Source organism: Cryobacterium sp. Y50 (assembly GCF_002929805.1).
In the GTDB taxonomy this organism is placed as follows: Bacteria; Actinomycetota; Actinomycetes; order Actinomycetales; family Microbacteriaceae; genus Cryobacterium.
In genome coordinates this window covers 1-23916 of the sequence record NZ_PJJM01000058.1, presented here as the reverse complement: position 1 = coordinate 23916, position 23916 = coordinate 1, and the positions used below count along the sequence as shown (strand labels likewise).

Sequence of the window (23916 nt, the reverse complement as noted above, 5' to 3'; positions counted from 1 at the left end):
GTCGATTCGGACTCATGGTCACATTCTATGGGCGAAGACTAGCCCCGCACGGAGACGGTAGGCGATCGTTACGGGGGCTCGACCGCACTTCGAGTTTTGCAAGTTAGCGCTCCAAGCACGTCCCCTGGCTCCCTCCCGGCTCGCCCCGCAGGGGTTCGGCTTACGGGCTGAGTCGGGCCCCTTCCATTTTATGAAGTCAGCGCCATGAACGTGCGGACGTATGACATTCCTACCCGCCGTTGTTCGCGTGCGATTGAATTGGTGTAGTTAGGCACGACTGCTTGGGTTGCCTTGTTCGACATTCAGGGCGTAACTGCGAATGCCTTCGACTACGTTCGTGTATCAATACACGAATAGTGTGGCGCTGTTGGGCGTGGTTGGTGGATCATGAGTGCATGAAGCAGAAATGCACTGCTGGTCGGTTAATCGGAGCGATCGCTGTCGCGTTACTTCTGGCTGGATGTCAGCAGACCGGGCCCGAAAATGGGAAGGGTGCAGACCAGCCTGATGCTGTCCAGATTGGTGAGACCGCGACCTGGCGAATTAGTAATCCCACTAATTTGGGTAGGGACAGCACTAATATCGAGGTCGTCGTTACCCGACTCGGCTGCTCATCCGGTGTTACCGGCGAGACCTTATCCCCTGTCGTGACGTACAAGTCAGAACAAATCACGATCCGGATTGACGTTGAACCCTTTGGCGGCGGCGCGGCTGATTGCCCAGGGAATAATGCCGTCCCTGTAACCGTCCAACTCGACCAACCACTCGGGGAACGCACACTGATCGACGGCGGATGCCAACGCATCGATGCCGCCGATACCGCCGCTTGCGAATCCGATCTGCGTTGGCCAGCGTGACTCCGATCCAGCGCGGCGGTTCAATCATGTAGCAATACGCTCCATAACCTCGGAACATCGAATTCCTCTGGATCACAGACCTAACGCTGCGCCCACAGAAGCAGTTTCACGTCCACCACGTAGATCTGGCGTCCCGTAGAGGGTTCGTCCAACGGGACTGACCGTGGTTGCATCGTCTGTGAGTGGGGCTCGAGGACACGGTGGTGGTCGGAGAATGCTTTTCCGGACGGGGAAATCATCGAATACTGGCTGCGGTGCTGAGTCGTTGCAGGAGTTCCGCGAGCAATGTCTGCTCCGCGAGGCTGAGGACGGCGGTGATGGCGCGCTCGGTTTCGAGGTGATCTGGCAATGCCGTCTCGATGAGATCTCTTCCAACATCGGTGAGCGCGACGAGTGTGCCACGGCCGTCGTCGGGGTTTGCTTGGCGCACGACAAACCCCCGACTCTCCAATTTGTTCAGTCGCTGGGCCACTGCGCTTGTTGAAATCATGGCCTCACGAGCCAACTCCAGCGGGGCGATCCGATAGGGGGCACCGCTTCGCAGGAGGGTCGCGAGCACGTCAAAGGAAGCAGCATCCAAACCGTGCTGGGCAAACGTACTGGCCAGTCGCGATTCCACGACGAGGGCGGTGCGACTAATTCGACCGATGACGGCCATGGGTGAGACATCAAGGTCGGGCTTTTCTGTATTCCACTGTTCAATGATTCGATCAACATGGTCCGGCATAGGGTCATAGTACCAATTGCTAAGCACTTAAGTATAATGACTAAGTGCTTAGCAATCGAACTTTCTTGTTGGCGACAACAGCCTTGGCCCCGGCGCTTTGGGGCACGACCTACCTGACAACCACGATGCTGCTGCCGGAGGATCGACCGCTGCTCGCGGCTACGTTGCGCGCACTTCCTGCGGGAATCCTCCTACTCATGCTCTGCCGAAGGTTGCCACGCGGCGCATGGTGGTGGAAATCCTGGGTCCTTGGCATTCTCAACATCGGAGCGTTCTTTGCGTTGCTCTTCATCGCGGCCTACCGGCTCCCTGGCGGTGTGGCCGCAATCATGGGCGGGATTCAGCCACTCGTCATCGCCCTTCTTGCCAGCCGCGTGCTCCACGAGCGATTGACAGGCCGGGTGGTCATCGCCGGCGCTACCGGCCTACTCGGCGTGTGCCTCATCGTGCTCCAAGCCCAAGCCCGCCTCGATGCCATCGGTCTCGTAGCCGCTATCGGCGGAACACTCTCCATGGCATCCGGGATCGTGCTCACCAAGAAGTGGGGGCAGCCAGCGCCCCCACTCACGACCACTGCCTGGCAGCTCATCGCAGGAGGCCTCTCCCTCCTGGTCCTTATGCTCGTGATCGAAGGCCTTCCCATCGCTCCGCTGACAACGCCGAACATCATTGGGTACACCTATCTCTCGGTCATCGGCACCGCGTTCGCCTACGTCATGTGGTTTCGCGGAATCGCACGGCTTGCCGCAAGCACCACGGCTTTCCTTGGCTTACTCAGCCCCGTCGTAGCCATCCTCCTCGGCTGGCTAATCGCCAGCGAGAACCTCACCCCAATGCAGATAGCCGGGATCGTCATCGTCCTGGGTTCAATCTCCGCCGCCATCATTTCCAAACCCGCACAAGCTGCCCGTGCTTCAAAGACACTTACCGAGGAGCCTGCCCGTTAGGGGTTCCCCAAACGGGAACGGATGAAAGTCGCCGATCGACCGTTTGCGTGTCCCACTCGCCGTCCGGCTTGCGGAGAAAATCGGCGAGCAGCTCGTCACGCCTCAAGCGCGGCATTGATCGCGTGGGTCGCCGCGACGAGCTGCTCGACGGTCTGGTCCGGCGCTTTCACGTAGCGGTACACGAACGACGGAGCGAAGTGCCCGAAGCCGTCGCGCGGCATGACTTGCCCAGCCGGCGATGTGAGGACCTCGTAGAGCGGCGCGAAATCGAACAGCTCCGGGTGCAATGTGGCGAATTCCTCGCGAGCGTCTCTGTCCTCTCCGGAGCGACCCTCGAGGTGTGGCAACACGACACACAACCGAAACTGTCCTTCCTGGTACTGCCACCCCGCTTGGATTTCGACGCCACCAACCCGAACTTGACGCCGCCAGCCGACTAGAGGCTGGCCGTGGCTGATGGCGGCCTCCGTCCTTCCCACCGCCGGGCCTTCCGCCGCGATCACAGCCTGCACCCGCCGCGCACGGAGCTTTCGGAGCGCGGTACGGGTTTGGGTTGAGTCGATCTCTGCGAGTTGCGAACTGTCCAGCCACGCAGACTCCTCCACGGAGTGCACGACCGTGGTGTCGAGTAGCGCGCTCAGGAGCCTCACGACTCGCGAGTATCGTCTGACCGTTTCGACCTCGTAGCTGCTGTCGTCATTGTCAGGGAGGGCGAGATCGATGCGTTCAGCGAGTTCCTGATAGCTCAGGTAGGTCCAGCCCTCGACCGGCTCACGCGGTGGGGACATGCTCAGCAGGATTAGCTGCGCGGGCTCACCCTTCCACCGCCCAGTCATGCCGCGATATTCGTCGAGCTGGGCTCGCTCGGGAAGCGAGAACACCTTGTTCTCGATGACCAACGGCGCCGCGTCCGGCCAATGGAGCACAAGGTCGAGGTTCTCTCGTTCTCGTTCAACGTGCCGCACTGTGGTTAAGCTTGTGACGTCGTCGGTCGTGAGATCGCGGAACACAGCATCGGCCAGCTTCGGCAGAGCGTCGAAGAACCACGCGAGGAAGTTGCTGTGGAACAACTCGCGTTGGCCGTACATGATCCGCGCGAGCGGCTCCACGTTCAGTTCCCGGGCGATCGCCTGCACCGGCTTCTCATCGCTCGTTGGGATGCCGTCGAGGTAACGACGCACAGGGTTCGCCGCGCCCCTGGGCGGTGCAAGCCGTTCGACGCTCGTCCCTACGGCGCCGAGTTCTGGCGCAGGCACTCCATCGAAGCCCCACCGCCCCTCTTCGTCACCGGAATGCCAGGATTGGAGTCGATATGCGCCTCGGACAACACCGCCTGCGACACCGAGCGCGTAGACCGCGCGTTGCCGAGTGTCCGCCCCCACGCGCCAGTACATGCGGGTCGCATCGTACGTCGCTCTCGCGTTTGCCTCGGGGAACCATTCCCGGTTGATCACGAAGATCACCGTGGGCTCGGCGACTGCGGGGATCGAGTCAGGTGCTTGCACGAACGCAACCTAGCAGTGGCGCGACGCCTCCCGCTACCTGCAACGAGACGGTGGGGGACGTCGTCGGGAGGCGCTCGCCGGAAAATACGGTCAGCTCAGTAGGCGGGCCGTCATCGGACGTCCGCAAGCGCACCGGCTTTCGTGCGGCCATGAGGTCCTCTCGAAGAACGACGTCGTAGGAGTGTTGCCGCGGATCGGGACGGCGCACCACGGCGCGCATGAAGCGACCAAGGCACGCCATTGCGAACTTTGAAGATTCGAACGACACTGAACCACCCGCCGTTCTGCTGGAATGTCGGCAGCCAGTCACTGATGCGTTTGGAGAATCATGTCGCCCCTTCCCAAAGCCCGAGTCATTGCCACGATCTACAGTTGCGACTGTGCTAAAGAGACTCCCTTGGGTGCTGGCTACTTCAACTTATACGGTATCAGCGAGGATCAATCAGTAGCGGGCAGCAGCCTTTATCAAAAAAATATCAGCGAGGCCGTGCGCTCAGTTGGACCTGACGGTCGGCTCGCGGTGGTGCTTGTTCCGGAACCGTTGAATGCGCACGATAAGACGGCCGTCCGAGTCGACGTGCTCGCAGAGGGCAGACAACTGAAGGCTGGCTATTTGCCACGCGAGGATGCTCGAAAGTACTTCGAAGTTCTCAGCCCGCTGGCCGAGTCCGGTATGTTCGGCGTGACGCGGGCGCGACCGTTCAAGGGGGAGCTGGGTTTTCGCCTCTATCTAAGGCTTGAGAGCCCCGATTGGTGCCTTCCTCGATCAGCGCCAACAGGGGGTGATGTCGTTCTTGTCGCCGAGCGCGAGACTGTCGTGACGGGCGTTGCGCAGTACCAGCCAGCGCTAAGACGTTTCCATGGACGCCGAAAAGTCGTGCAGAAAACGTTTCGGCTCGGCATCGGGCCTCAGCCATCCGGGAGGCATGCTGGTGAGGTCGTGATTTTCGTATATGCGGGTGATGACCTGGTCGGTAGGCTAACTATCGGCAAGTCGATGGAATACATGGCACCAGTAAAACTTGCCTTAGCCTGCAGCCTGGTCCCTTATGCAATCGGCGAGATTAGCTGGACTGCTGAGAAGGGTCATGAAGTTAGTCTCCTTCTGCCGATTTCCAAATACCGTGTGGAGGTCACCGAGTACTTTTATCGGGACGTCTCCGGGAAAGACGCGCTTGCCGGGTTAAGTCCAGTCCCTGAAAAAAGCGCATGAGTCATTCATCTCCCGTTGGAAGGCTTGCCTGTTCGGTCTCCCTATCTGCCAGGTTGAAAGCCATACGAGCAGGTCGCTCCTGATCTGAGTGGTGAGTTTCTCACCGACGCCAAAGCCAGGGGCAGACGCTGCCGAAGGTTCTCAGCTGGTTCGGGCTGACGACGCGATGGCCTACAAATGCCGATACTGGTCCTATTTTTGGACGGCGCTAAAATCATCGTGATTATGGCCGCCGCCGCTCCCCGCCAGCGCGAGTTCCAAGGCGTGGCGAGCTTCTGTGAGGTCGGCACCATAGGTCGACAGTTCCACAAACAGCCGGGCGCCCGCGGAATCTGGAACCGCAACGAAAGTGATCCCCGCGTCTGAATTAGATTTCACATCACCGCCACTTCACACGTCGGCTCGAGGACGCGCCTTCCTCGGGAAGGCTTGCGATAGACCGACGCCCCCAGCATGTTCAGCTCGGACATCGGCCATTGTTCGTTGAAATCCGGGATCGACACACCAGAAGTGCCAGCCGGCCACTGTCCCTCCGCCCTGGAGATGACGTGCCGCCCCACTGACGGTCGCGTAGATCACTCCATTCATGAGCAGGCTTCCATCTTCATTTACAGTCGCGATTTCACCACGGTGAGCTGCTGGCTTGGCATACAGAATCGACCCAGGGTTCAAAAGACCCGCGCGCACGAGATCGACCACTTCCGTGCGATATTGGGCACGTCCGACGGCCTCATCACTTATCCCCCGGTGACCTGTGGGAACGGACCAAATTTCACTTATAGCCTCAACGAGATCGTCGGTGCGCGAAAGTATCTCGGCATCGGACCAGGCATCAGTGTGGACCACATCTCGCGTGAGGAGGAGTGTGTCATGCCGGACCAGTGCGGCGCGCTTGCCATTTGAGGCAATCCACGCAGCGTTCGACAACCGTGCGTTCAGGCTCTGCGTCACCAGAGTGAGATTGCCGAGAGTGTGCACAATGCTGTCCCGCCGATTCTCGGCTTCAACCTCGGTTAGGTCGTTCCAGTTTGAGCGCCACTCTTGGGGCATGATGTGCTCGATCGTACATACCCCGCGCGATACCGGCGACACGGAGAAGGAGCGCCCACCAGGAAAGCCTCGAAGCTGGTCTTCGACTGCTTCGAGGACCATTCGCAGTCGTCCCTTGCGAAACTTCTTATAGGCTTGCAGGTCAACCAACTCCCTTCGGAGCTCAGCATCATCCGGCCAATACCCAAAGCTCGAAGTCTGGACCGCGAGGTATTCTCGCGCAGCGTCATCAATGGCCGTTGTCGCAGGGCGCTTAGCCAGATGCGTGAGCAGGTCCAACATGAAGCGATTGGTACCCTGCGACTGCGCTCGAACGAGAGCACGCCGCACGAACCAACTTTCCAGGGTGTCCAAAAGTCGCTCACGTTCGAGTTCGTCAAGAGCTGCCTGCTCCGGCTCACCCAGCCAGATGAGGAGCGGTTTCGTGATCTCTGAGTCGAGCGTGCTCATTCGATACACAAAAAGGTTCAGCCGACTGAGCGCCCCGTCACGGACAGCGGCACCCTCTGTAAAAGCACGGTACCGATCGGCGGCTGACCTCAGGGCACGGAGAAGAGTCAGAATGTTCGTTCCAGAAGCCCCGACGTACCGTTTGAACTGCATAAAGACCTCGCGCGCGGGGATTTCCTTCAGCGTCTTGGCCGTAAGCCACTGTGTCAGGAACAGTGAGCTCCGGGCGTACTTGATGCGACCAGTAGCGACCTCGGCCTCCCAAAATGGAGTTTCGAAATCGGCCCAGTAGTCCTGGTAGGCGCTTTCAGTGGCTGCTGCATCCTTTTCCAGCCGCTGGAAGAGGTAGTTCTTGATCAGATCGGCGGCGGTCAATGGAGTACCACGAGCGTTCAGCGTTTCAAATATTTCCTGCGCATCTTCATGCGAGAGCAGTTGGATCGTCACGATCTGAAGCCGCGTCGTAATCGCCGGCACGAGCAATCCAGCACGTCTTTCAACGGTGGCCCGTTCCACGTCCAACCACTCTCCGATCGCCTCAAAGAAGTACTGGTGAGCGTCCACCAGCCGACCGACCGGCAAGGACGAGTGATCAATGGGAGCCGTGGCCGACATCGCTGCGGAGAAGGCTAGCCGATCGCGGTTAGTCGGCCACACCTTGAAACGATCGTCCGGGTGCTGGCGAAATGACTCCGGGTTCTGAACCAGCGTGAGCACTTGGGCAGCAAGGTGAGCCAGCCCGCGCGACTCCAGCTGGGCATGTAGGGCGTCCAGCAGGATCTGGAGGGTCGTCAGGCGTTGCTGTCCATCGATGACGGTGTACTGCGGCAAGTCACCCAGGGCTGTTGCCTGCGCCTGCAAAACGACCGCGCCCAGAAAATGGGTCGCCTGCCCGTCACCCTCCGCAATCACGTCGATCAACCGAGTCACGTCATTCCACAGTGGCTCCCACTGAACTTCCCGCGACCAGACATAGGGCCGTTGGAATAGGGGAACGACCAACCGCTGCGGCGCGAAGAAGACTTGCTGGGGAGAAGTGACTTGCGTGAGCATCGAAATTCATTCCTTGAATCGAACTGAGAATGAGCTAAAACAACTCATCGCTACATCCAACGATAGATGCGCCGGCTATCAATTCCGACGGATGCCGCTGTTGCCGTCCTCCGGTGCCGACTGTCGAAAGAATTGAAAGCCGTCGCGAACTGGGGTTGGTGACGGAGCGCTAAATTGGTGGCGCCAGCCGCTGCATTACCTCCGCCGGCTCCGACTTCACGGTACGGTCGGGCTCGGCATAGTGCGCCTTGGTCGTCGACGTGGAGGTGTGTCCGAGCATATCGGCCGCCGCCTGCATGCCGAGCTCATTGGCGAGCAACGTCGCCCCGGTGCGGCGAAAAGAGTGCGGAGTGATGTTCAGGCCCTCGAGGCCGGCGTTCCGGAGGACCTCCCGAAATGTGCGCCTGACGTTGTATGGCGCGAGTGGAGTGCCCACCCTTGAGTAGAACAGCAGGTGCTCCGTCTCATCCGGATCGAGCCGTGCCAAGCGCTGGCGGATAACCTCGACCGCGAATGGCGGCATGCCAATGACCCGGTTCGACTCGTGGGTCTTGGGAGGCTCCTGACGGTGAACGCCGGCTTTGTTGTGCACGACGAGTGTGCCGCTGATATTCACCCGCGGCGGGTCGGCGTCCAGATCGACGTCGCACTGCCGGATGGCGAGCACTTCTCCGATGCGCGTGGCGGTGCCGAGCATCACCTCGATGATGTCCCGCACCTGGCCGTCGGATCGCGGGCCCATCCGGCCCTCTTCCGTGCGCCATTCGCTGGCTGCGAGGCGGATCGCAGCGATCTGGTCCGGCGTGAGGGCCTTCGGGGTATGCGGAGGCTTCTTCATGCGCGACGTCTCCTTCATTGGATTGCGCGGAATGATCTCCCGCCGCACCGCGAACGCCAGGATCATTCCGAGAATCGTGCGAGAGTGCTTTGCTCGCGTATACGACGTCGCTCGCTGCTGCCTCAGGAAGAGCTCGATGCGGCCAACGGTCACTTCGCGAATGGTGAAGTTCTCGAAGAAGGGCAAGACCAGTACCCGCAGTTCGCGTTGGTAAGTGTCTTTCGTGCCTTGGGACCGGTCGACATCGAGCATCACGTCCTCCATCCATGACGCGGCGAGCACAGGAAAGGGCGAGCTGGCATCGAGAGAGTCGCCGACGCCACCAGAACGCATGCGTGCAGCCAGATCCACTTTGAGCGCTGACTGCGCCGCGTTGCGGCTCTCACGCGCCGCCCCGACCTGTCGAGACTGTCCGTCCCAGTCACGGAAAACTGTCGTCGCCCTGAACCGTCCTGGGCCAAGCTTGACGGTTGTGATAGATCCGAACGTGCTGATCGGCAGGCGTGGTCGCCCTGCCACTAGCGATCGCCCCCAAGATCGCCCAGAGCCGGTTCAGGCTCGTGCAGGCTGTCGAGCCATCGCCGAACATCGGATACACGGTAGCGGATCTCTCGCCCGACTCGAATGCCGGAGGGTCCGCGACCGTCGGTGCGCAGGTCATAGATGGCCTGCACCTGCACGCCGACATATTCGGCGAGCTCGCTTGTCGTCAAAACGGGCTCGAGACCGAGCCCCAAGAGTTTTTCAGTGTCCATAACCCGTAGGTGTTCGAGGTCATCCCAGATGACTCGAACCGGGTCGTGCACCTTCTCTATGGGAACCCCCGAAGGACGGAAATTTTGGAATAAACAATGGATAAACAATGGGTGTATCAAGTCTTGCCCTTTCGGTACAGACAAGAAACCCTGATCAGATCGAATTTACAGTAGGGCGGCCGGGACTTGAACCCGGGACCGACGGATTATGAGTCCGCTGCTCTAACCAGCTGAGCTACCGCCCCAAAAAGCGCGACCAAATAGTCACACCAGAATTACGTGACTATTCCGGCAGATGCGCCGAGGCCCCGTTGGTGACCAAATTGTTCACCGGCTCCCCACGATACAGGCATTCGAATGTGATCAACGTTCGCTTGATGTCGTGCGCGGCAATGAGCTTGAGCGACTCACGTTTGAGCGCCTCCAGCTGCTCCGGTGGCGCCGTGAGCACGAGGGTGAGTTTATCGGCGAGATCTTGCGCATCGCTCGGCTTGAACAGGTACCCGTTCGCCTGGTCGTGCACGAGGTGTGGCAACGCCATAGCATCAGCCGCGACGATCGGCAATCCGGAGGCCATGGCCTCCATAGTGGCAATGCTCTGCAGCTCAGCGATCGACGGCATCGCGAAAACCGTCGCCCGCGAGTACGCCGCGCGCAGCTCCTCATCCGTCACGTAGCCAGCAAACGTGACCCGTGAGCGGATGCCGAGGGTGTCAGCCAGGTGCTCCAGGTTGCGTTTCTGGTCTCCTCCGCCGACAATTTCGACCTGCACATCGAGGTCGGGATTTAACTTTGCCACGGCTTTCAGCAGCACGTCGATCTGCTTCTCGCCGGTGACCCGCCCCACAAACAGAATGCGGTTCTCCGTGCGTGAATCAAAGTTCGGCGAGTAGTTATCGGCGTTAATGCCGCAGGAGATGGCGTGGATACCGGTCAGTCCGGTGTACTTCTCCAGGAACTGTGCGGCCCGCCGGGTGGGCGTGGTCACCGCTGAGGCACGTCCGAACGTGCGCCGGGCCGCTCGCCAGGCTGCCATGATCACGCGATCTTGAAAACCCAACGGAACCAGGGAAAATTTCACCATGTTCTCGGGCATGAAATGGTTCGTACCAACCAAACGAATTCCCCGCTTCGCCGCCTCGATCGACACGCCACGCCCGACGTTGATGTGTGATTGAAAATGCACGACGTCGGGACGGTAGGCATCGAGAATGCGACGGCTCTGGCCGCGAATCAGCCACGGCAGCGCGAACCGCAGCCAGTCGTGCGGGTACCAGCGCCAGCTGTGCAGGCGGTGCACCACCATGGACTGACCCTCGTGCATCTCTGTCCAGCTGCCGTGCTTGCGTGATGCAGCGGGAGCCATGATCTGCACCTCGTGGCCCCGTTCCACCAGACCAGCGGCGAGCCGCTCAGCGAAACGTGCAGCACCGTTGACGTCGGGAGCAAACGTGTCCGCGGCGATGAGCACCCGAATCGGCGGTTTTTTCGCCGAAGCATTCGAGCCACGCTGTGGCGTAACACCCGGAGTCGGGCTGCTCTGCAAGTCGGTCACATCTGACAAGTGGAGTGGTCCCTACGTTGGTTGGCCAGGAACATCGTCCGGCAGAAATTCTCGGGCGCGCTCGGTCGTTGACGCGGCGTACACGACCCTATTCTAAACCGAGCACCGAGAGACGCGCCCGCACCGTAGAACACCAAAATTCTTCCCGTTTCAGCGATCCAACTGGGGATGATACCGGGCGAGCAGAAAGACACCCCAAATGGCGATGGCGCCCGCCACGACGAAGGCGACAGCCGCTGCCGGTGGTGCCTGACTGGCTTCGCCGAGCACAATGATGCCGATTCCCACCGCAACTAGGGGATCGACGACGGTCAGCCCCGCGATGACGAGATCCGGCGGCCCGGAGGCATAGGCGTTCTGCACGAAATAGGCCCCGAGCCCGGCGGCGAGCAGCAACCCAAGCACACAAGTCAAGGTCAGCCACTCGAAATTTCCGTTCTGGGTGCGGTTGATGACGACCTTGGCGAGAGTCGCGACAAATCCGTACAGCACTCCGGCACCGAGAATATAGAAGACTGCCTGCGACCGGTGACGTCGAAAACCGAACGCCAGGGCGAAGACCAGCAGGACGACCGCGAGCACGACGAGAATCGTGGTCAAATTGCGATCGGTGACCGGTTTGTCTATGGCGGTGAACGCAGCAACGGTCACAAACAGCCCGACACCCCCCACGCACATCGAGATCGCTATGATGCTTGCTCGGTTGAGGCTGACCCGGCTGACCCGGGCATTGAGAATTGCCGTGATCACGAGGGCAACAGCACCGAGCGGCTGCACGACGATGATGGGCGCAAACGCGAGGCTCGTGAGCTGAAACACGATCGCCAGGCCGAGCATGAGCGATCCGAACACCCAGGAAGGTCTCGAAAGCAGCAGCGTCAACTGGCGAACGGTCAGCCCACCCATGACCTCATTGGTGTGCGCTTCGACCTTGGTGACCCCACGATGTTGAAACTGGGCACCGAGGGAGAGAAAAACCGCGCCGACTAGGGCCAGCGGAATTCCGATGGCCTGCCTGGGATCAATAGCGATTTCAGTCGCCAGATCGGTTAGGTCAGAAGTCACTTCATGACCCTATCCACAAGCTTCCCGATATTCTGGAGAAATGCCCGTACGCGCGATAGTAATTTCTGGTGACCCCGTTCTCCACTCCCCCGCAGCTTCCGTCGTCGATTTCGACGACAATCTGCGCGAATTGGTTCGAGACATGTTCGAGACGATGGATGCTGCGCCGGGGGTGGGCTTGGCCGCCACGCAGGTGGGTGTCGGGCTGCGAATCTTCACTTACAGCTTTCAGGACGACGACGAAGTGACTTGGCGTGGAGTGGCGATCAACCCGGAGCTCTGGATCACTCCGGTCTCTGCCAAACCGGTCGACGATGAGGATGTCGACGAGGATGAGGGCTGTCTATCGTTCCCCGGTGAACGCTTTCCGCTCAAGCGAGCCGAATCGGCCATTCTGCGGGCTGTCGACGCGGAACAACAGCCTTTTGAGATTCGAGCGGATGGCTGGCTCGCCCGCATCTTCCAGCACGAGTTCGATCACCTCGACGGTACGCTCTACGTCGACCGTTTGGAGCACGTCTACGCCAAGATGGCCGCCAAGGTCGCGCGCAAGAAGAGCTGGGGCGTTCCGGGCCTGAGTTGGATTCCCGGCGTCGACAACCTCGAAGGCTAGGTCAGCGCGCGCAACCCGGCGGCGACCAGGGCTGCCACGAGCACCACCACGATGAACGGCGTCTTGATTGCAAACAGACCAGCCGCCACAATAACCGCCGGAATGCGGGCATCCAGGACCAGCGCCTGACCGTTTCCGAGCGTCTGTACCGCGATCAACGCCGCCAGCAGCGCCACAGTCAACAGGTCGGCGATGCGGGCCGGCGTCGGCTTGTGCAGCAGGGCTGGGGGCACCAGGTACCCCGCGAGTTTCAGCGCGAGCACGGCGATCGATGCGGCAATGATGATCTGCCAGAGCGTCAAGAGTCCCGCCCCGATCCATCGCTCGGTCGGCGAGTGGATGCTCCGCCCGGTACGCCGGGCGTTCCCAGCCAGTTGAACAGGCCGACTACGACCGCGACGAGAGCAGCGATCAGCACGGGCAAGCCCGGTATGAGCACTGGAGTGAGTGTCGCGGCGACGACCGCAGCAGCGACGGCCACCGCGGCCGCCTGCATCCGCTTCAATCGTGGCCAGAGCAGGCCGACGAAGGCTGCTGCGGCAGCCGCATCAAGACCGTAGGCTCGAGTGTCGCCGAGAGCGTCCCCAATCAGGGCGCCGAGCAGAGTTGTGATGTTCCAGCCAATGAAAACGGCGAGACCGGTGACCCAAAAGCCGACCCGCCGACTATGCGGGGTCGGCTGGGCCAGGGCTACCGCGGTCGATTCGTCGATGGTGATCCAGGCAGCAGCAAACCGTTTCCAGAGCCCGCTACCGACGATCGGTGCGGTACGCATGCCGTAGATGCCGTTGCGCACGCCGAGGAGGGTCGCGCTCGCGATCGCAGCCGGGCCAGCCACGACACCACCGGCGGCGAGCACACCGACCAGGGCGAACTGGGACCCGCCGGAGAACATCACAATGCTGATAAAGCAGGTTTGCCAGATATCGAGCCCAGCGGCGATCGAGAGCGCGCCGAAGGACACTCCGTAGGCGGCCGTCGCAAGCCCCACAGCGATGCCTTCACGAGTCGCCAATCGTTGCTGATGCTGTTCACCAATCTTTTCGGCCAGAATTTCGCTCATGCCGCTGATCTACCGGGACAAGTCGACGCCGTGCACGCCGTTGTGAAAGCGCAGCGATGGGAACACGGCCGACACGGAGAACCCCAGGCCGGGAACGGTTCCGGCATTGAACACGCCGCCGAACAGCTGGGCGCGCTCCCGCATCTGGGTGATACCGGGGCCCGCAATGCTCTCGCTGAGGGCCTTGAGATCATCTTCGATCGAATACGGGGTACGCGCCGCTTGTTCGCCGGTCTCCTTACCGTCGCGACGGGCGGCGGCCCGTATGCCGTCATCATCGACGAGCAGCTGCAGGCCGTCCTGCGTCCAGGTGAACGATACGCGGGCCTCGGTGCCGACCCCACCATGCTTGAGCGCGTTCGACAGGGCGCTCTGCAGGATGCGGAAAATGGCCAGTTCAGCGCCCGCTTTGAGGGCGAAGCGCTCGCCAGATTCGCTGAAACTAATCACGAGGCCCGCATCGCGCATGACCCGAAACAGGTCGCGGGTGGACTGCGGGCCGGGTTGAAGTGCACCGACGGTTTCGCCTTCGCGCACGATCGTCAGCACCCGGCGCATGTCAGCGAGGGCTACTCGGCCGTCGTCGACGAGCGCGGTGGCGGCACGTACGGCCGTGGATGGATCACTTTCGGCGGTATATCGCGCGCCTTCGGCCCGGGTGATCAGGCGGGCAATGGTGAGCACGGCACCGTCCTGCAGCTCGCGAATGATGGCCAGACGCCCCTGCTGCTCGGCGAGGGACAGTTCCAACTCGATGCGCACGCGCTCGGCGGCGTTGCGGTCAAAGACGATCCGGCGTGAACGCAGCAGACCGATTATCCAAAGCACCAACAGCGCACCGCACAGTGCACCGAGCGCCGGTACCAGAAGTTGCGCGAACTCCACTACTGACCGCCGTCTCTTGTGCCGAAGCCGTGACGCAGGTTGAAAACTGAGGTAGACCTTTTTTGTCGGCAGGAATGTCCCGACAAAAAAGGCCACCCGGGGTGGAGCCCTGAGTGGCCTTTCGCTCCCCGACTTGGACTCGAACCAAGAACCTGCGCATTAACAGTGCGCTGCTCTGCCAATTGAGCTATCGAGGAATGCTTGAGCAGCGTTGCTACATTACCAAGTTTTCCCGCGGAGCCCAAACCACAAGGAGTTCTGTTCGCCTCCGCAGGCACCATTCGAAGCGTTCAGAACCCGTTCAGCCCCGTAAAGTCGGGTCGGCACAACAATTGTGCAGTCTCACGCGCTAAAGTACGGTCGGGCGTGTCGGCGCGAGCACCGACTGCCCCGGTCTGAAATCGGGTTGGAAGGGCTGGGGAATGGTCTCAGAAGCTGACTGCGGCATCCGGTTCATCGTCGCTATCGGCACCATCGGCGGCATCGAGCGCGGGCGCGCCAGCCCTGTCAACAGCGGCTTGAACGTTCGGTTCGACTTTGTCGGGTTGCAGAGCGGCGGCGAGTCCCCTGACATAGGGGTGCCACGGGTCCTGAAAAACCTCCTCGATGGTGCCAAGGCCGACCAGCACACCCTGATGCATGACACCGATGCGGTTGGCGACCTGCCTCAGCACGGCCAGGTCGTGGCTGATCACGAGCGCCGAAAAGGAACGCTCCCGTTGCAGTTCGCTGATCAGGTCGATGATGGCGCCCCGCACCGTGACGTCAACGCCCGCTGTGGGCTCGTCAGCGATCAATAGTGACGGACCGAACACGAGGGAGCGGGCCAGCGCCACGCGCTGACGCTGGCCGCTGGAGAGCTCATACGGGTACTGACCGAGAACGGCCAGAGGCAACCGCACCGCATCGATCATGGTGGCGGCCCGTGCCCCGAGGGCACGACGGTTGTAGCGTCGATCGCGTTCAAGTACCGGTTCGGCGACAATCTCGGCGACCGTCATGGTCGACGGCAGGGTGTCAGCCGCGTCCTGGGCTAGCAAGCCGACGCCGAACGTGAGCCGCGCGAGCTTGCGTTTGCTGATGCGGCGCAGGCCGAAGCCGAGCACGGTCGCTTCGCCGCCGGTGATTTGGGGACGGATGCCGGTGCTCTCGCTGACAAACGCTGCACCGGAGAGCACCCGGGCCAGGGTGCTCTTGCCGGACCCACTTTCGCCGAGCAACCCCACGACCTCACCCGGAGCGATGCTCAGGGTGAAGCCGTGCACCGCGACAAACGCCGGGCTCGCCCCGTGCGGCGGATATTCGATGGTGAGATCACTCGAATTGATCGGGGAAACGGATGCCGCGCCTTGCTTCATAGTGTCTATCCTGCCGCACGCAGAAGGCGGAGCTCATCCCGGCGCAAGGCCTGCCTGGCCGGATCGGGAACCGGAAGCGAGGCGAGCAGTCGCTGCGTGTATGGGTCTTTCGGAGCCCCGAGCACCTCGGAACCGGTGCCTTCCTCGACCACTTTTCCCTTGTACAGCACGGCGATGCGGTCAGCGAGAATGTCGACTACAGCGAGGTCGTGGCTGATGAACAAGGCCGCGAACCCGAATTCCGCCTGGATCTCGGCGAAGAGTTCGAGCACCTTCGCCTGCACGGACACGTCGAGGGCGCTGGTCGGCTCATCGGCGATGAGCAAGCTCGGCTCGAGCGCGAGTCCCCTGGCGAGGCTTGCTCGTTGACGCTGGCCACCGCTGAGTTCGTGCGGGTAGCGATCGCCGTAGGCGCGCGGCAATTGCACCGCCTCGAGCAGTTCGTTCACGCGCTTGCGCGCGGCGCGGGTATTTGCTGCTCGCCCGTGCACGACAAGCGGCTCGGCGACGCACTCGGCAATGGTGAGCAAGGGGTTGAAGCTCGAAGCCGGGTCTTGGAAAACGAATCCGATCTCGCTGCGTACCTTTTTGAAAGCGCGTTCCCTAAAACCGTTCATTTCGTGGCCGAGCACCGTCAGCGAGCCGCCGGTAACTCGCGTGAGCCCGCCCATTGCGCGACCGATGGTGGTCTTGCCGGAACCGCTCTCGCCGACCAGACCCAGTACCTCGCCCGGTCGGATGATAAAGTTCACTCCGTCGACAGCGGTGAAGCCGGGTTTGCCGAGTCGGCCCGGGTATTGGATCTTCAGGTTATCGGCGACGACGACCGGAGATTGCTCAGCCCAGTCCGGCTGACGCGCTGCGGCCCGGGCTTGAGCCCGGATGGTGCCATGACCAACGCGAGGCACCGAACCGAGCAGTCGTTTGGTGTAGTCGTGCCGCGGGTTGGAGAACAGCTCCTGGGCGGGGGCCTCTTCAACCACCTTGCCCTCGTACATGACGACCACGCGGTCGGCGAGGTCAGCGACAACGCCCATGTTATGAGTGATCAGCACGATCGCGGTACCGAAATCGTCGCGGCAGCGCCGCAGCAGGTCGAGAATCTCGGCCTGCACTGTCACGTCGAGCGCAGTCGTTGGCTCGTCGGCGACGATCAGCCCAGGGTCGAGCACGAGCGCCATGGCAATGACCACGCGCTGCTTTTGGCCGCCGGAGAACTGGTGCGGGTAGTAGTCGACGCGGCTTTCGGGATCGGGGATGCCGACCCGGCCGAGAATCTCGATCGCCTTCGCACGGGCTTCCTTGCGGCTGAACTCACCGTGGGCACGGATCCCCTCGGCGATTTGCCAACCGACGGTGTACACCGGGTTCAGAGCCGTTGACGGCTCCTGGAACACCATGGAAACATCCGTTCCCCGTAGCTGACGCAGCTTCTGCTTGCTGACGGAGAGCACATCGTTGGACTGGGAGCCGTCCTTGTTGCTCAGGATGACCGCGCCGTGGGCGGTCGCCGTTTCCGGGAGCAGGCCCAGGATGGTTTTGGCGGTGACGGTCTTGCCGCTGCCGCTCTCCCCCACGATGGCGAGAATCTCGCCGGGAGCGACGCGCAGCGTTACTCCGTCGACGGCTTTGACCGCACCCCCATCGGTGGCAAAGGTCACATTGAGGTTGTCGATGCGTACGACGTCGGGCAGGGAGTTCATTATTTGGCCTCGAATGGGTCGTCGTTCGGATGTGGGTCGGGAGCCGACAGACCGGCCTCAAGCCCCTCGATGCCGCCCGGGCCGGCCGCCAGGGTTCCGCCGGGAACTACGCTGGTCGCGGCGACGACGCCGGTGGTCTTGCCTGGAGCACGCCGGCTGCGCAGCCGCGGGTCAGCAAGGTCATTGAGGCTTTCGCCGACCAGAGTGATGCCCAGCACTACAAGCACGATGGCGAGCCCGGGGAACAGGCTGGTCCACCAGATACCACTCGTGACGTCGGAGAGCGACTTGTTCAGGTCGTAGCCCCATTCGGCGGCCGACGAGGGTTCAATGCCGAAGCCAATGAAGCCAAGGCCAGCCAAGGTGAGCAGCGCCTCGGAGGCGTTGAGCGTGAAGATGAGGGGAAGGGTGCGCGTGGCATTGCGCAACACATGACGGAACATGATGCGTCCGCTGCTGGCCCCGAGCACTCGCGCCGACTCGACGTAAGCCTCGGCCTTGATGCGCACGGTCTCCGCGCGAATCACGCGGAAGTATTGCGGAATGAAAACCACGGTGATGGAGATCGCCGCAGCGAAGATTCCGCCCCACAGACCGGAACGTCCACCCGAAATGACGATACCCATCACGATGGCCAGCAGCAGCGCCGGAAAGGCATAAACGGCGTCGCAGATTACGACAAGTACCCGGTCGAGCCACCCACCGAAGTAGCCGGAGACAAGACCGAGGGCTACGCCGGCGAAAATCGACAGCACAACGGCGATAACCATGACCGCAATCGCGGTCTGCGAACCCCAGATGACCCGCGACAGCACGTCGTAGCCACCGACGGTGGTGCCCAGAAGGTGTTCACCGCTCGGTGCCTGCTGAGCACCGAAGGGGTCGCCGTCGCCGCGCAGCTGACTGAAGCCGTAGGGCGCCAGCAGAGGGGCAAAAATGGCGGTGAGGATGAAAATACCGGTAATAACAAGGCCGATCAGGAGCATTCCCCGTTGCAAGCCAACGCTTTGACGGAACTGGTGAACGACGGGCAGTCGGGTCCACAGCGGAGCCTTGGCTGCGTGCGTGGTTTCAGTGAACGTTGTCATGATCAGTACCGCACTCTCGGGTCGATGAGCGCGGCAATAATGTCCACGATGAAGTTGGACAGGGCCACGATCACGGCAAGGAGCGCCACAATTCCCTGCACGGCCACGAAGTCGCGGGCCTTGATGAATTCAATGAGCATGAAGCCCAGACCCTTCCACTCGAAGGTGGTCTCCGTCAGTACGGCGCCACCGAGCAGCAAGGCGATTTGCAATCCGATGACGGTGATGATGGGGATCAGCGCCGGACGATAAGCGTGCTTGCTGACCAGCCGAAACTCGTTCACCCCACGCGAGCGGGCCGCATCCACGTAATCGGTGCCAAGGGTACCGATGACGTTGGTGCGCACCAGCCGGAGGAAAACGCCGGCGGTGAGCAGCCCAAGGGCCAACGCGGGAAGCACGGCGTGCAGCAGCACGTCGCCGAAGAGGGCAGGATTGCCCGTCTTCAGCGCGTCGATGAAGTAGATGCCGGTCTTGTCGGGCAGAAACTGCATCTCCAGTTCGGAACCGACAGTGGCGCGGCCGGCAACCGGCAGGACCTTGAGCCAAACCGCGAAGACGAGCTTGAGCAGGAGTCCCGCGAAAAACACCGGGGTGGCGTAGCACAGAATGGCGAAGACGCGCAGAAAAGCGTCCGGAGCCTTGTCTCGCCAGTACGCGGCGACCATTCCGAGCGGGATACCGACGATGAACGCCACGATGAGCGCGTAGAAGACGAGCTCGGCCGTCGCGGAGCCGTAGGTGAGCAGAACCTCGGATACGGGGCGGCTGGTGCTGATGGTCGTGCCAAAGTTACCGGTGAAGACCTGGCCGAGGTACTCGAAATACTGGATGATGATGGGGCGGTCGTAGCCGGCCTCGCTGATGAGTACGGCGAGCTGGTCCGGCCCGAGCTTTCCGCCGAGCGCAGCGGTGATCGGGTCTCCCGTGGTGCGCATCAGCCAGAACACCATCGACACCAGAATAAAAATGGTGGGGAAGATGAGTAGGAACCGAATGAGAAGATAGCGGCCTATTCCACCGCCCGGGCTGGTTCTCTTCTTCGAACGACGCCCGGCCGCCGGTGCTGGCGGCTTCATGGCCACAGTGCTCATCGCTACCTCACAATTGCAAAAAGAAACGGGGGTATCCAGCGATTGCATCGCTGGATACCCCCGGTGATCAAACTAGAAAAGGCTCTAGTCGAAGTGCTGCCTAGCCCTTGGCCAGCGCGCCGTAACGGAACTTGAAGGACGCGTCGAGTGTGTCCTGGGTTCCGGTGACATCAGTACCCGTGATGGCGACCTGGGCGCCCTGAAGCAGCGGCACAGTGGAGAGTGCAGCCGCAACCTTGTCCTGGATTTCCTCGATGAGCGCGGTGCGCTCTGAAGGGTCATTGGTGACGGCCTGCTTCTGAATCAGGGCAGTAACGTCGGCGTCGTCGTAGTGGTTCTTGAGGAAGTTTCCCTCGGCGAAGAACGGGGCCAGGTAGTTGTCAGCGTCGGAGTAGTCCGGGAACCAGCCGAGCTGGTATGCGGGATACACGTCGGCGACGCGGTCCTTGGAGTACTGGACCCACTCGGTCGACTGCAAGCTGACGGTGAACAGGCCGGAGGCATCCAGCTGATCCTTGATCAGCGCGTATTCGTCGCTCGAGCCGGGGCCGTAGTGGTCGGCGTTGTACTGCAGGTTCAGCGCGATCGGCGTTGTCACGCCTGCAGCAGCGAGGTCCGCAGCGGCCTTCTCAACGTCCGGTCCGCCTTCGCCGTCGCCGTAGAGGCCCTTGAGCGACTCGGTGGCACCGGTCATGCCCGCAGGAACATAAGAGTACAGCGGTGTGTAGGTACCCTTGTAGACCTGATCGGCGAGCTCGGCGCGATCAACAACGTCGGCAACTGCTGTACGAACGGCGAGGGCCTTGGCCGGGTCGGCCTCAGCGGTCGTCGTGCCGAAGGGCTGCGTGTTGAAGTTGAAGGTGATGTAGCGAATTTCTCCACCGGGGCCGTCAACGACCTTGACCGCGTCGTTGCCGCGCAGGTCGTCAATGTCCGTCGCGGAGAGGCTGCGCCACGCGACGTCGATGTTGCCTTCCTGCACGTCGAGCTTCAGGTTCGAGGCGTCGGTGTAGTACTTGACGTTGATGACATCCGTCTTGGGTGCGCCGAGCAAACCCTGGTATCCCTCGTACGCCTTGTAAGAGAGGAGATTGTTGAAGCCGTAGCTCGTCAGCACGTACTGGCCGGCGAAGGCCTCAGCTGCAACGATGTCATCGTCTGACGTGACCTCGGTCGCGGAGAAGGAATCTTCATCCACGATCACTCCAGCGGGGCTGGACAGAATTTGTGGGAAGATCTGGTCGTTCCCGGCCTTGAGCGTGAAGACAACCGTGGTGTCATCCACGGAAGCCGTGCTGTCGAGGTTGTAGAGCAGGGACGACGGGCCGGTATCGGCCGCGATCACGAGCTGGCGGTCGAAGCTGAACTTGACGTCAGATGCGGTGAGGGCGTTGCCATTGGCCCATTTGAGGTCGGGCTTGAGCACAACGGTGTACTCCGTCGGGGAGGTGAACTCGGCGCTGACCGCAATGTCTGGCTCGACATCCGCTGTGCCATAGGCGCTGTTCATGAGGAACGGAAAAACCTGCGTCTGCACCGAGAACGATCCGGAGTCGTACGAGCCAGCCGGGTCAAGGGTGGTGACCTTATCAGTGGTGCCGATGAGGAGCGGGCCACCGCCTGCCGCATCGGGGGTGGTGCTCCCGCCCGAGGCGCAACCGGACAGAACCAGTGCTGCGACCGCGAAGCCGGCTGTGGCAGCGAGAGCACGCTTGCCGGTGGTGAATGCGGATGTCATATCCGTCGTCCTCTTCCTGTAGAAGTCTCATGACCAGGAGCGCCCCAAAAAGGCACAGCCGTTCATTGCTGTAAGAAAAGAATTAGCACAGAATTCGCACATGACCACGATCAGACGCAGCTTCTTTACATATCTGCAACAATCCACGACTCATATCTTGCAGTTTGGCGGGGAAATGCTCAAATGTTGCGCATGCGCTAATCGTCGCGGAGGGCCCGCCGCTCGGCCTCGACGCGCACTAGTTCGCGCTGGAGGGTGCGGTACATCTCGGTATCGCCAGCATCCGCTCGTTGCAGTCGACCAAGCAATTCGGCTTTGAGGCGCAGCAGGTCTTTATCGATGAGCACGATCGTGATCTCGCGCACGTAGCGGGTGACGTCCTTCTCAGTGCGCTCGGGCAGATTGGCCATGGCGAGCTCCTGAACAAGGTTCTTCAGGGTGTCCGGAACCTCAGCGACAACGCGATCGAGCCAGTCGGGTGCATCGAAGTGCGGCAAGCTCGAGGCGATCGCGTCGCGCACCACCGCGAGCGAGCTATTCACAAAGGACGTCTGCACCGCGCTGTCGAGGATGTCCCGGCCGATCAGCGTTGGCCGCTGCAGCATGGCCATGAGGCCGTCGCGTTCAAGTCGGGTGACCGGGTCGCCGGGCAATTCGACCAACGAGAACGGGCGCTCCGGCAGCACTTCGACCGCGCCGGCATGCCGGGGAGCGTTCGGCCCGCCGCTCGCCGAGGAGCGCGATCCGGACTGGGCGTTGGTGACCGCCTTGGCAACCTCGCCCATATCGACGCCGAGCATGCGCGAGAGTTCCCGGGTGTAGCCGGGGCGCAGCACCGGGTCGCGAATATCCCCGACCACAGGGGCCGCGGCACGCAGGGCAGCCGTTCGGCCTTCAACGGTGTCGAGATTGTACTGGGAGAGAATCTGCCGAATCATGAACTCGAACATCGGCTTCTTCGAGTCGACCATGCGGCGTACTGCGTCGTCGCCGCGCTGCAACCGCAGGTCGCAGGGGTCGAGTCCTTCCGGGCCGACCGCTACATAGGTCTGAGCGGAGAATCGCTGCTCCTCGCTGAAGGCGCGCATGGCGGCCTTCTGACCGGCGGCGTCAGGGTCGAAGGTGAAGACGACCTCACCGACGCCGGAATCATCGCCGAGCACGCGGCGCAGCACCTTGATGTGGTCGACGCCGAACGAGGTGCCGCAGGTAGCGACGGCCGTGGTGATGCCGGCCAGGTGGCACGCCATTACGTCGGTGTAACCCTCGACCACGACGACCTGGTGACTGCGGGAGATGTCACGTTTGGCGAGGTCGAGGCCGTAGAGCACCTGAGCTTTGTGGTAGACCGGGGACTCGGGGGTGTTGAGGTATTTCGGGCCCTTGTCGTCGTCGAGCAGCTTGCGCGCTCCGAAGCCAATGGTCTGCCCGGTGATGTCGCGAATCGGCCAGACCAGGCGGCCACGAAAACGATCATAGATGCCGCGATCGCCGCTCGAGACCAGACCGGACAAGGTGAGTTCCTCGGTGGTGAATCCGCGACCGCGCAGGTGGTTGGTCAGTTCGTCCCAGCTCTTGGGCGCAAACCCGACGCCGAACCGGGTCGCCGCGTTGGCGTCAAATCCGCGCTGCCCCAGGAACGTCCGGCCGACCTCAGCGCCCGCGCTGCCGAGCTGGTCGCTGAAGAAATCGGATGCCGCCTGGTTGGCCGCGAGCAGGCGGGCGCGATTGCCGTGGTCGGGGGCCGCTCCGGAGCCGTCTTCGTAGTGTAAGTCGAGGCCGACCCGACCCGCGAGCCGTTCAACGGCCTCGCTGAAGCTGACATGGTCCATGTTCTGTAGAAAGGAATACACGTCGCCGCTCTCGCCACAGCCGAAGCAGTGATAGAAGCCGACCTGCGGGCGCACGTGAAAGCTGGGACTACGTTCGTCATGGAAGGGGCAAAGTCCCTTCATCGAGCCGACACCGGCGGACTTCAGGGTGACATAATCACCGATGATGTCCGCGATATTAGTACGGGCCTTGACCTCTTCGATGTCACTTTGTCGAATCAGTCCAGCCATGAATTAATTCTATCGGTGCGCACCGACAGAGTCGCTCACGGCCGACACTGTCTTCCTGCGAAGCACGGGCACACTGTCGAGCCCGCACACCCACGACGCGACCTGCTCGAAACCCCACCATTTCCGCCGCTCTCGAAATCGTCATTATTGCGATGTTCGAGGCGCAATTTTAGGAACGTCACCATCACGCTGGTCGAGCTGGTCGAGCTGGTCGAGCTGGTCGGGATGGTCGGAGGCACGGTGTGGCCCGGTGGTGGTGTCTTGGTCTGTGGTGGGACTATTTGTTC

At 61.7% G+C, this 23916-nt stretch carries 21 protein-coding genes and 2 tRNA genes; 4 read left to right on the top strand and 19 right to left on the bottom strand.

Translation table 11 applies throughout. The features are described from left to right. Nucleotides 1-659: 659 nt before the first annotated feature. Both CXY73_RS02110 and CXY73_RS02105 read right to left on the bottom strand, forming a co-directional pair. Entirely contained in the window at nucleotides 660-881 is a 222-nt protein-coding gene (locus CXY73_RS02110) for a hypothetical protein (RefSeq protein ID WP_104176668.1), read from the bottom strand. A 211-nt stretch (nucleotides 882-1092) separates the two neighbouring features. After that, a complete protein-coding gene (locus CXY73_RS02105; RefSeq protein ID WP_104176667.1) occupies nucleotides 1093-1584 on the bottom strand; it encodes a MarR family winged helix-turn-helix transcriptional regulator in 492 nt (163 codons plus the stop codon). 44 nt (nucleotides 1585-1628) lie between these two features. On the opposite strand from CXY73_RS02105, the gene CXY73_RS02100 reads away from it, so the two are divergent. Further along, complete coding sequence (locus CXY73_RS02100) at nucleotides 1629-2531, top strand: EamA family transporter (RefSeq protein ID WP_104176666.1); 903 nt, start codon at nucleotides 1629-1631, stop codon at nucleotides 2529-2531. A 95-nt stretch (nucleotides 2532-2626) separates the two neighbouring features. On the opposite strand, the gene CXY73_RS02095 is transcribed toward CXY73_RS02100, so the two are convergent. Beyond that, complete coding sequence (locus CXY73_RS02095) at nucleotides 2627-4036, bottom strand: PD-(D/E)XK nuclease family protein (RefSeq protein WP_146071587.1); 1410 nt, start codon at nucleotides 4034-4036, stop codon at nucleotides 2627-2629. A gap of 328 nt (nucleotides 4037-4364) precedes the next feature. Between CXY73_RS02095 and CXY73_RS02085 the strand changes: the two genes are divergently transcribed. Both CXY73_RS02085 and CXY73_RS02080 read left to right on the top strand, forming a co-directional pair. After that, entirely contained in the window at nucleotides 4365-5249 is an 885-nt protein-coding gene (locus tag CXY73_RS02085; RefSeq protein ID WP_104176663.1) for an HIRAN domain-containing protein, read from the top strand. Between the two features lie 177 nt (nucleotides 5250-5426). After that, nucleotides 5427-5615 (top strand): hypothetical protein, encoded by a 189-nt coding sequence (locus CXY73_RS02080; protein WP_104176662.1) that lies wholly within the window; start codon nucleotides 5427-5429, stop codon nucleotides 5613-5615. Between the two features lie 24 nt (nucleotides 5616-5639). Here CXY73_RS02080 and CXY73_RS02075 read toward each other — a convergent pair whose 3' ends face one another. The 6 genes from CXY73_RS02075 to CXY73_RS02050 all read right to left on the bottom strand — a co-directional run bounded on the left by CXY73_RS02075 (nucleotide 5640) and on the right by CXY73_RS02050 (nucleotide 12024). Next, nucleotides 5640-7802, bottom strand: coding sequence for a DUF262 domain-containing protein (locus tag CXY73_RS02075; protein WP_104176661.1), 2163 nt, complete (start codon nucleotides 7800-7802; stop codon nucleotides 5640-5642). Between the two features lie 169 nt (nucleotides 7803-7971). After that, complete coding sequence (locus CXY73_RS02070) at nucleotides 7972-8973, bottom strand: site-specific integrase (RefSeq protein ID WP_104176660.1); 1002 nt, start codon at nucleotides 8971-8973, stop codon at nucleotides 7972-7974. A 185-nt stretch (nucleotides 8974-9158) separates the two neighbouring features. Beyond that, nucleotides 9159-9395 (bottom strand): AlpA family transcriptional regulator, encoded by a 237-nt coding sequence (locus CXY73_RS02065; RefSeq protein ID WP_104176659.1) that lies wholly within the window; start codon nucleotides 9393-9395, stop codon nucleotides 9159-9161. A gap of 171 nt (nucleotides 9396-9566) precedes the next feature. After that, nucleotides 9567-9640: transfer RNA gene (locus tag CXY73_RS02060), tRNA-Ile, on the bottom strand. 38 nt (nucleotides 9641-9678) lie between these two features. After that, nucleotides 9679-10959, bottom strand: coding sequence for a glycosyltransferase (locus CXY73_RS02055; protein ID WP_369831196.1), 1281 nt, complete (start codon nucleotides 10957-10959; stop codon nucleotides 9679-9681). A gap of 150 nt (nucleotides 10960-11109) precedes the next feature. After that, nucleotides 11110-12024 carry a DMT family transporter gene (locus CXY73_RS02050; protein WP_104176658.1) on the bottom strand — a complete coding sequence of 305 codons (915 nt, stop codon included), beginning with the start codon at nucleotides 12022-12024 and terminating at the stop codon, nucleotides 11110-11112. A gap of 40 nt (nucleotides 12025-12064) precedes the next feature. Between CXY73_RS02050 and def the strand changes: the two genes are divergently transcribed. Next, nucleotides 12065-12637, top strand: a complete 573-nt coding sequence (def, locus tag CXY73_RS02045) for a peptide deformylase (RefSeq protein ID WP_104134559.1) — start codon at nucleotides 12065-12067, stop codon at nucleotides 12635-12637. On the opposite strand, the gene CXY73_RS02040 is transcribed toward def, so the two are convergent. The 10 genes from CXY73_RS02040 to dnaG all read right to left on the bottom strand — a co-directional run bounded on the left by CXY73_RS02040 (nucleotide 12634) and on the right by dnaG (nucleotide 23629). Further along, entirely contained in the window at nucleotides 12634-12939 is a 306-nt protein-coding gene (locus tag CXY73_RS02040) for an AzlD domain-containing protein (protein WP_104134558.1), read from the bottom strand. The two genes, def and CXY73_RS02040, sit on opposite strands and share 4 nt — an antisense overlap. Further along, complete coding sequence (locus CXY73_RS02035) at nucleotides 12936-13700, bottom strand: AzlC family ABC transporter permease (protein WP_104176657.1); 765 nt, start codon at nucleotides 13698-13700, stop codon at nucleotides 12936-12938. The genes CXY73_RS02040 and CXY73_RS02035 overlap by 4 nt, the downstream gene beginning before the upstream one ends. 9 nt (nucleotides 13701-13709) lie before the next feature. Then, nucleotides 13710-14585 carry a sensor histidine kinase gene (locus tag CXY73_RS02030; protein ID WP_104176656.1) on the bottom strand — a complete coding sequence of 292 codons (876 nt, stop codon included), beginning with the start codon at nucleotides 14583-14585 and terminating at the stop codon, nucleotides 13710-13712. Between the two features lie 124 nt (nucleotides 14586-14709). Next, a tRNA-Asn gene (locus CXY73_RS02025) sits at nucleotides 14710-14782 on the bottom strand. A gap of 231 nt (nucleotides 14783-15013) precedes the next feature. Further along, the gene (locus CXY73_RS02020; protein ID WP_104176655.1) at nucleotides 15014-15943 is read right to left on the bottom strand and encodes an ATP-binding cassette domain-containing protein; all 930 of its coding nucleotides are present in this window, start codon (nucleotides 15941-15943) and stop codon (nucleotides 15014-15016) included. Between the two features lie 5 nt (nucleotides 15944-15948). After that, entirely contained in the window at nucleotides 15949-17646 is a 1698-nt protein-coding gene (locus CXY73_RS02015; protein ID WP_233198086.1) for an ABC transporter ATP-binding protein, read from the bottom strand. Then, the gene (locus tag CXY73_RS02010) at nucleotides 17646-18734 is read right to left on the bottom strand and encodes an ABC transporter permease (RefSeq protein ID WP_104134554.1); all 1089 of its coding nucleotides are present in this window, start codon (nucleotides 18732-18734) and stop codon (nucleotides 17646-17648) included. The genes CXY73_RS02015 and CXY73_RS02010 overlap by 1 nt, the downstream gene beginning before the upstream one ends. Nucleotides 18735-18736: 2 nt before the next feature. Beyond that, nucleotides 18737-19813 (bottom strand): ABC transporter permease, encoded by a 1077-nt coding sequence (locus CXY73_RS02005; RefSeq protein ID WP_369831197.1) that lies wholly within the window; start codon nucleotides 19811-19813, stop codon nucleotides 18737-18739. Between the two features lie 115 nt (nucleotides 19814-19928). After that, a complete protein-coding gene (locus tag CXY73_RS02000; RefSeq protein WP_104134552.1) occupies nucleotides 19929-21566 on the bottom strand; it encodes an ABC transporter substrate-binding protein in 1638 nt (545 codons plus the stop codon). A 197-nt stretch (nucleotides 21567-21763) separates the two neighbouring features. Beyond that, complete coding sequence (gene dnaG, locus CXY73_RS01995) at nucleotides 21764-23629, bottom strand: DNA primase (RefSeq protein ID WP_104176654.1); 1866 nt, start codon at nucleotides 23627-23629, stop codon at nucleotides 21764-21766. Nucleotides 23630-23916: the final 287 nt, after the last annotated feature.

What these genes read in the sequence shown, in the direction of transcription:
- CXY73_RS02080 (WP_104176662.1), top strand. Translation starts at nt 5,427, where the DNA reads ATGCCGATACTGGTCCTATTTTTGGACGGCGCTAAAATCATCGTGATT.
- CXY73_RS02005 (WP_369831197.1), bottom strand. Translation starts at nt 19,813, where the DNA reads ATGAAGCCGCCAGCACCGGCGGCCGGGCGTCGTTCGAAGAAGAGAACC.
- CXY73_RS02015 (WP_233198086.1), bottom strand. Translation starts at nt 17,646, where the DNA reads ATGAACTCCCTGCCCGACGTCGTACGCATCGACAACCTCAATGTGACC.
- CXY73_RS02070 (WP_104176660.1), bottom strand. Translation starts at nt 8,973, where the DNA reads ATGCGTTCTGGTGGCGTCGGCGACTCTCTCGATGCCAGCTCGCCCTTT.
- dnaG (WP_104176654.1), bottom strand. Translation starts at nt 23,629, where the DNA reads ATGGCTGGACTGATTCGACAAAGTGACATCGAAGAGGTCAAGGCCCGT.
- CXY73_RS02065 (WP_104176659.1), bottom strand. Translation starts at nt 9,395, where the DNA reads ATGGACACTGAAAAACTCTTGGGGCTCGGTCTCGAGCCCGTTTTGACG.
- CXY73_RS02105 (WP_104176667.1), bottom strand. Translation starts at nt 1,584, where the DNA reads ATGCCGGACCATGTTGATCGAATCATTGAACAGTGGAATACAGAAAAG.
- CXY73_RS02035 (WP_104176657.1), bottom strand. Translation starts at nt 13,700, where the DNA reads ATGAGCGAAATTCTGGCCGAAAAGATTGGTGAACAGCATCAGCAACGA.
- def (WP_104134559.1), top strand. Translation starts at nt 12,065, where the DNA reads ATGCCCGTACGCGCGATAGTAATTTCTGGTGACCCCGTTCTCCACTCC.
- CXY73_RS02010 (WP_104134554.1), bottom strand. Translation starts at nt 18,734, where the DNA reads ATGACAACGTTCACTGAAACCACGCACGCAGCCAAGGCTCCGCTGTGG.
- CXY73_RS02085 (WP_104176663.1), top strand. Translation starts at nt 4,365, where the DNA reads ATGTCGCCCCTTCCCAAAGCCCGAGTCATTGCCACGATCTACAGTTGC.
- CXY73_RS02075 (WP_104176661.1), bottom strand. Translation starts at nt 7,802, where the DNA reads ATGCTCACGCAAGTCACTTCTCCCCAGCAAGTCTTCTTCGCGCCGCAG.
- CXY73_RS02020 (WP_104176655.1), bottom strand. Translation starts at nt 15,943, where the DNA reads ATGAAGCAAGGCGCGGCATCCGTTTCCCCGATCAATTCGAGTGATCTC.
- CXY73_RS02000 (WP_104134552.1), bottom strand. Translation starts at nt 21,566, where the DNA reads ATGACATCCGCATTCACCACCGGCAAGCGTGCTCTCGCTGCCACAGCC.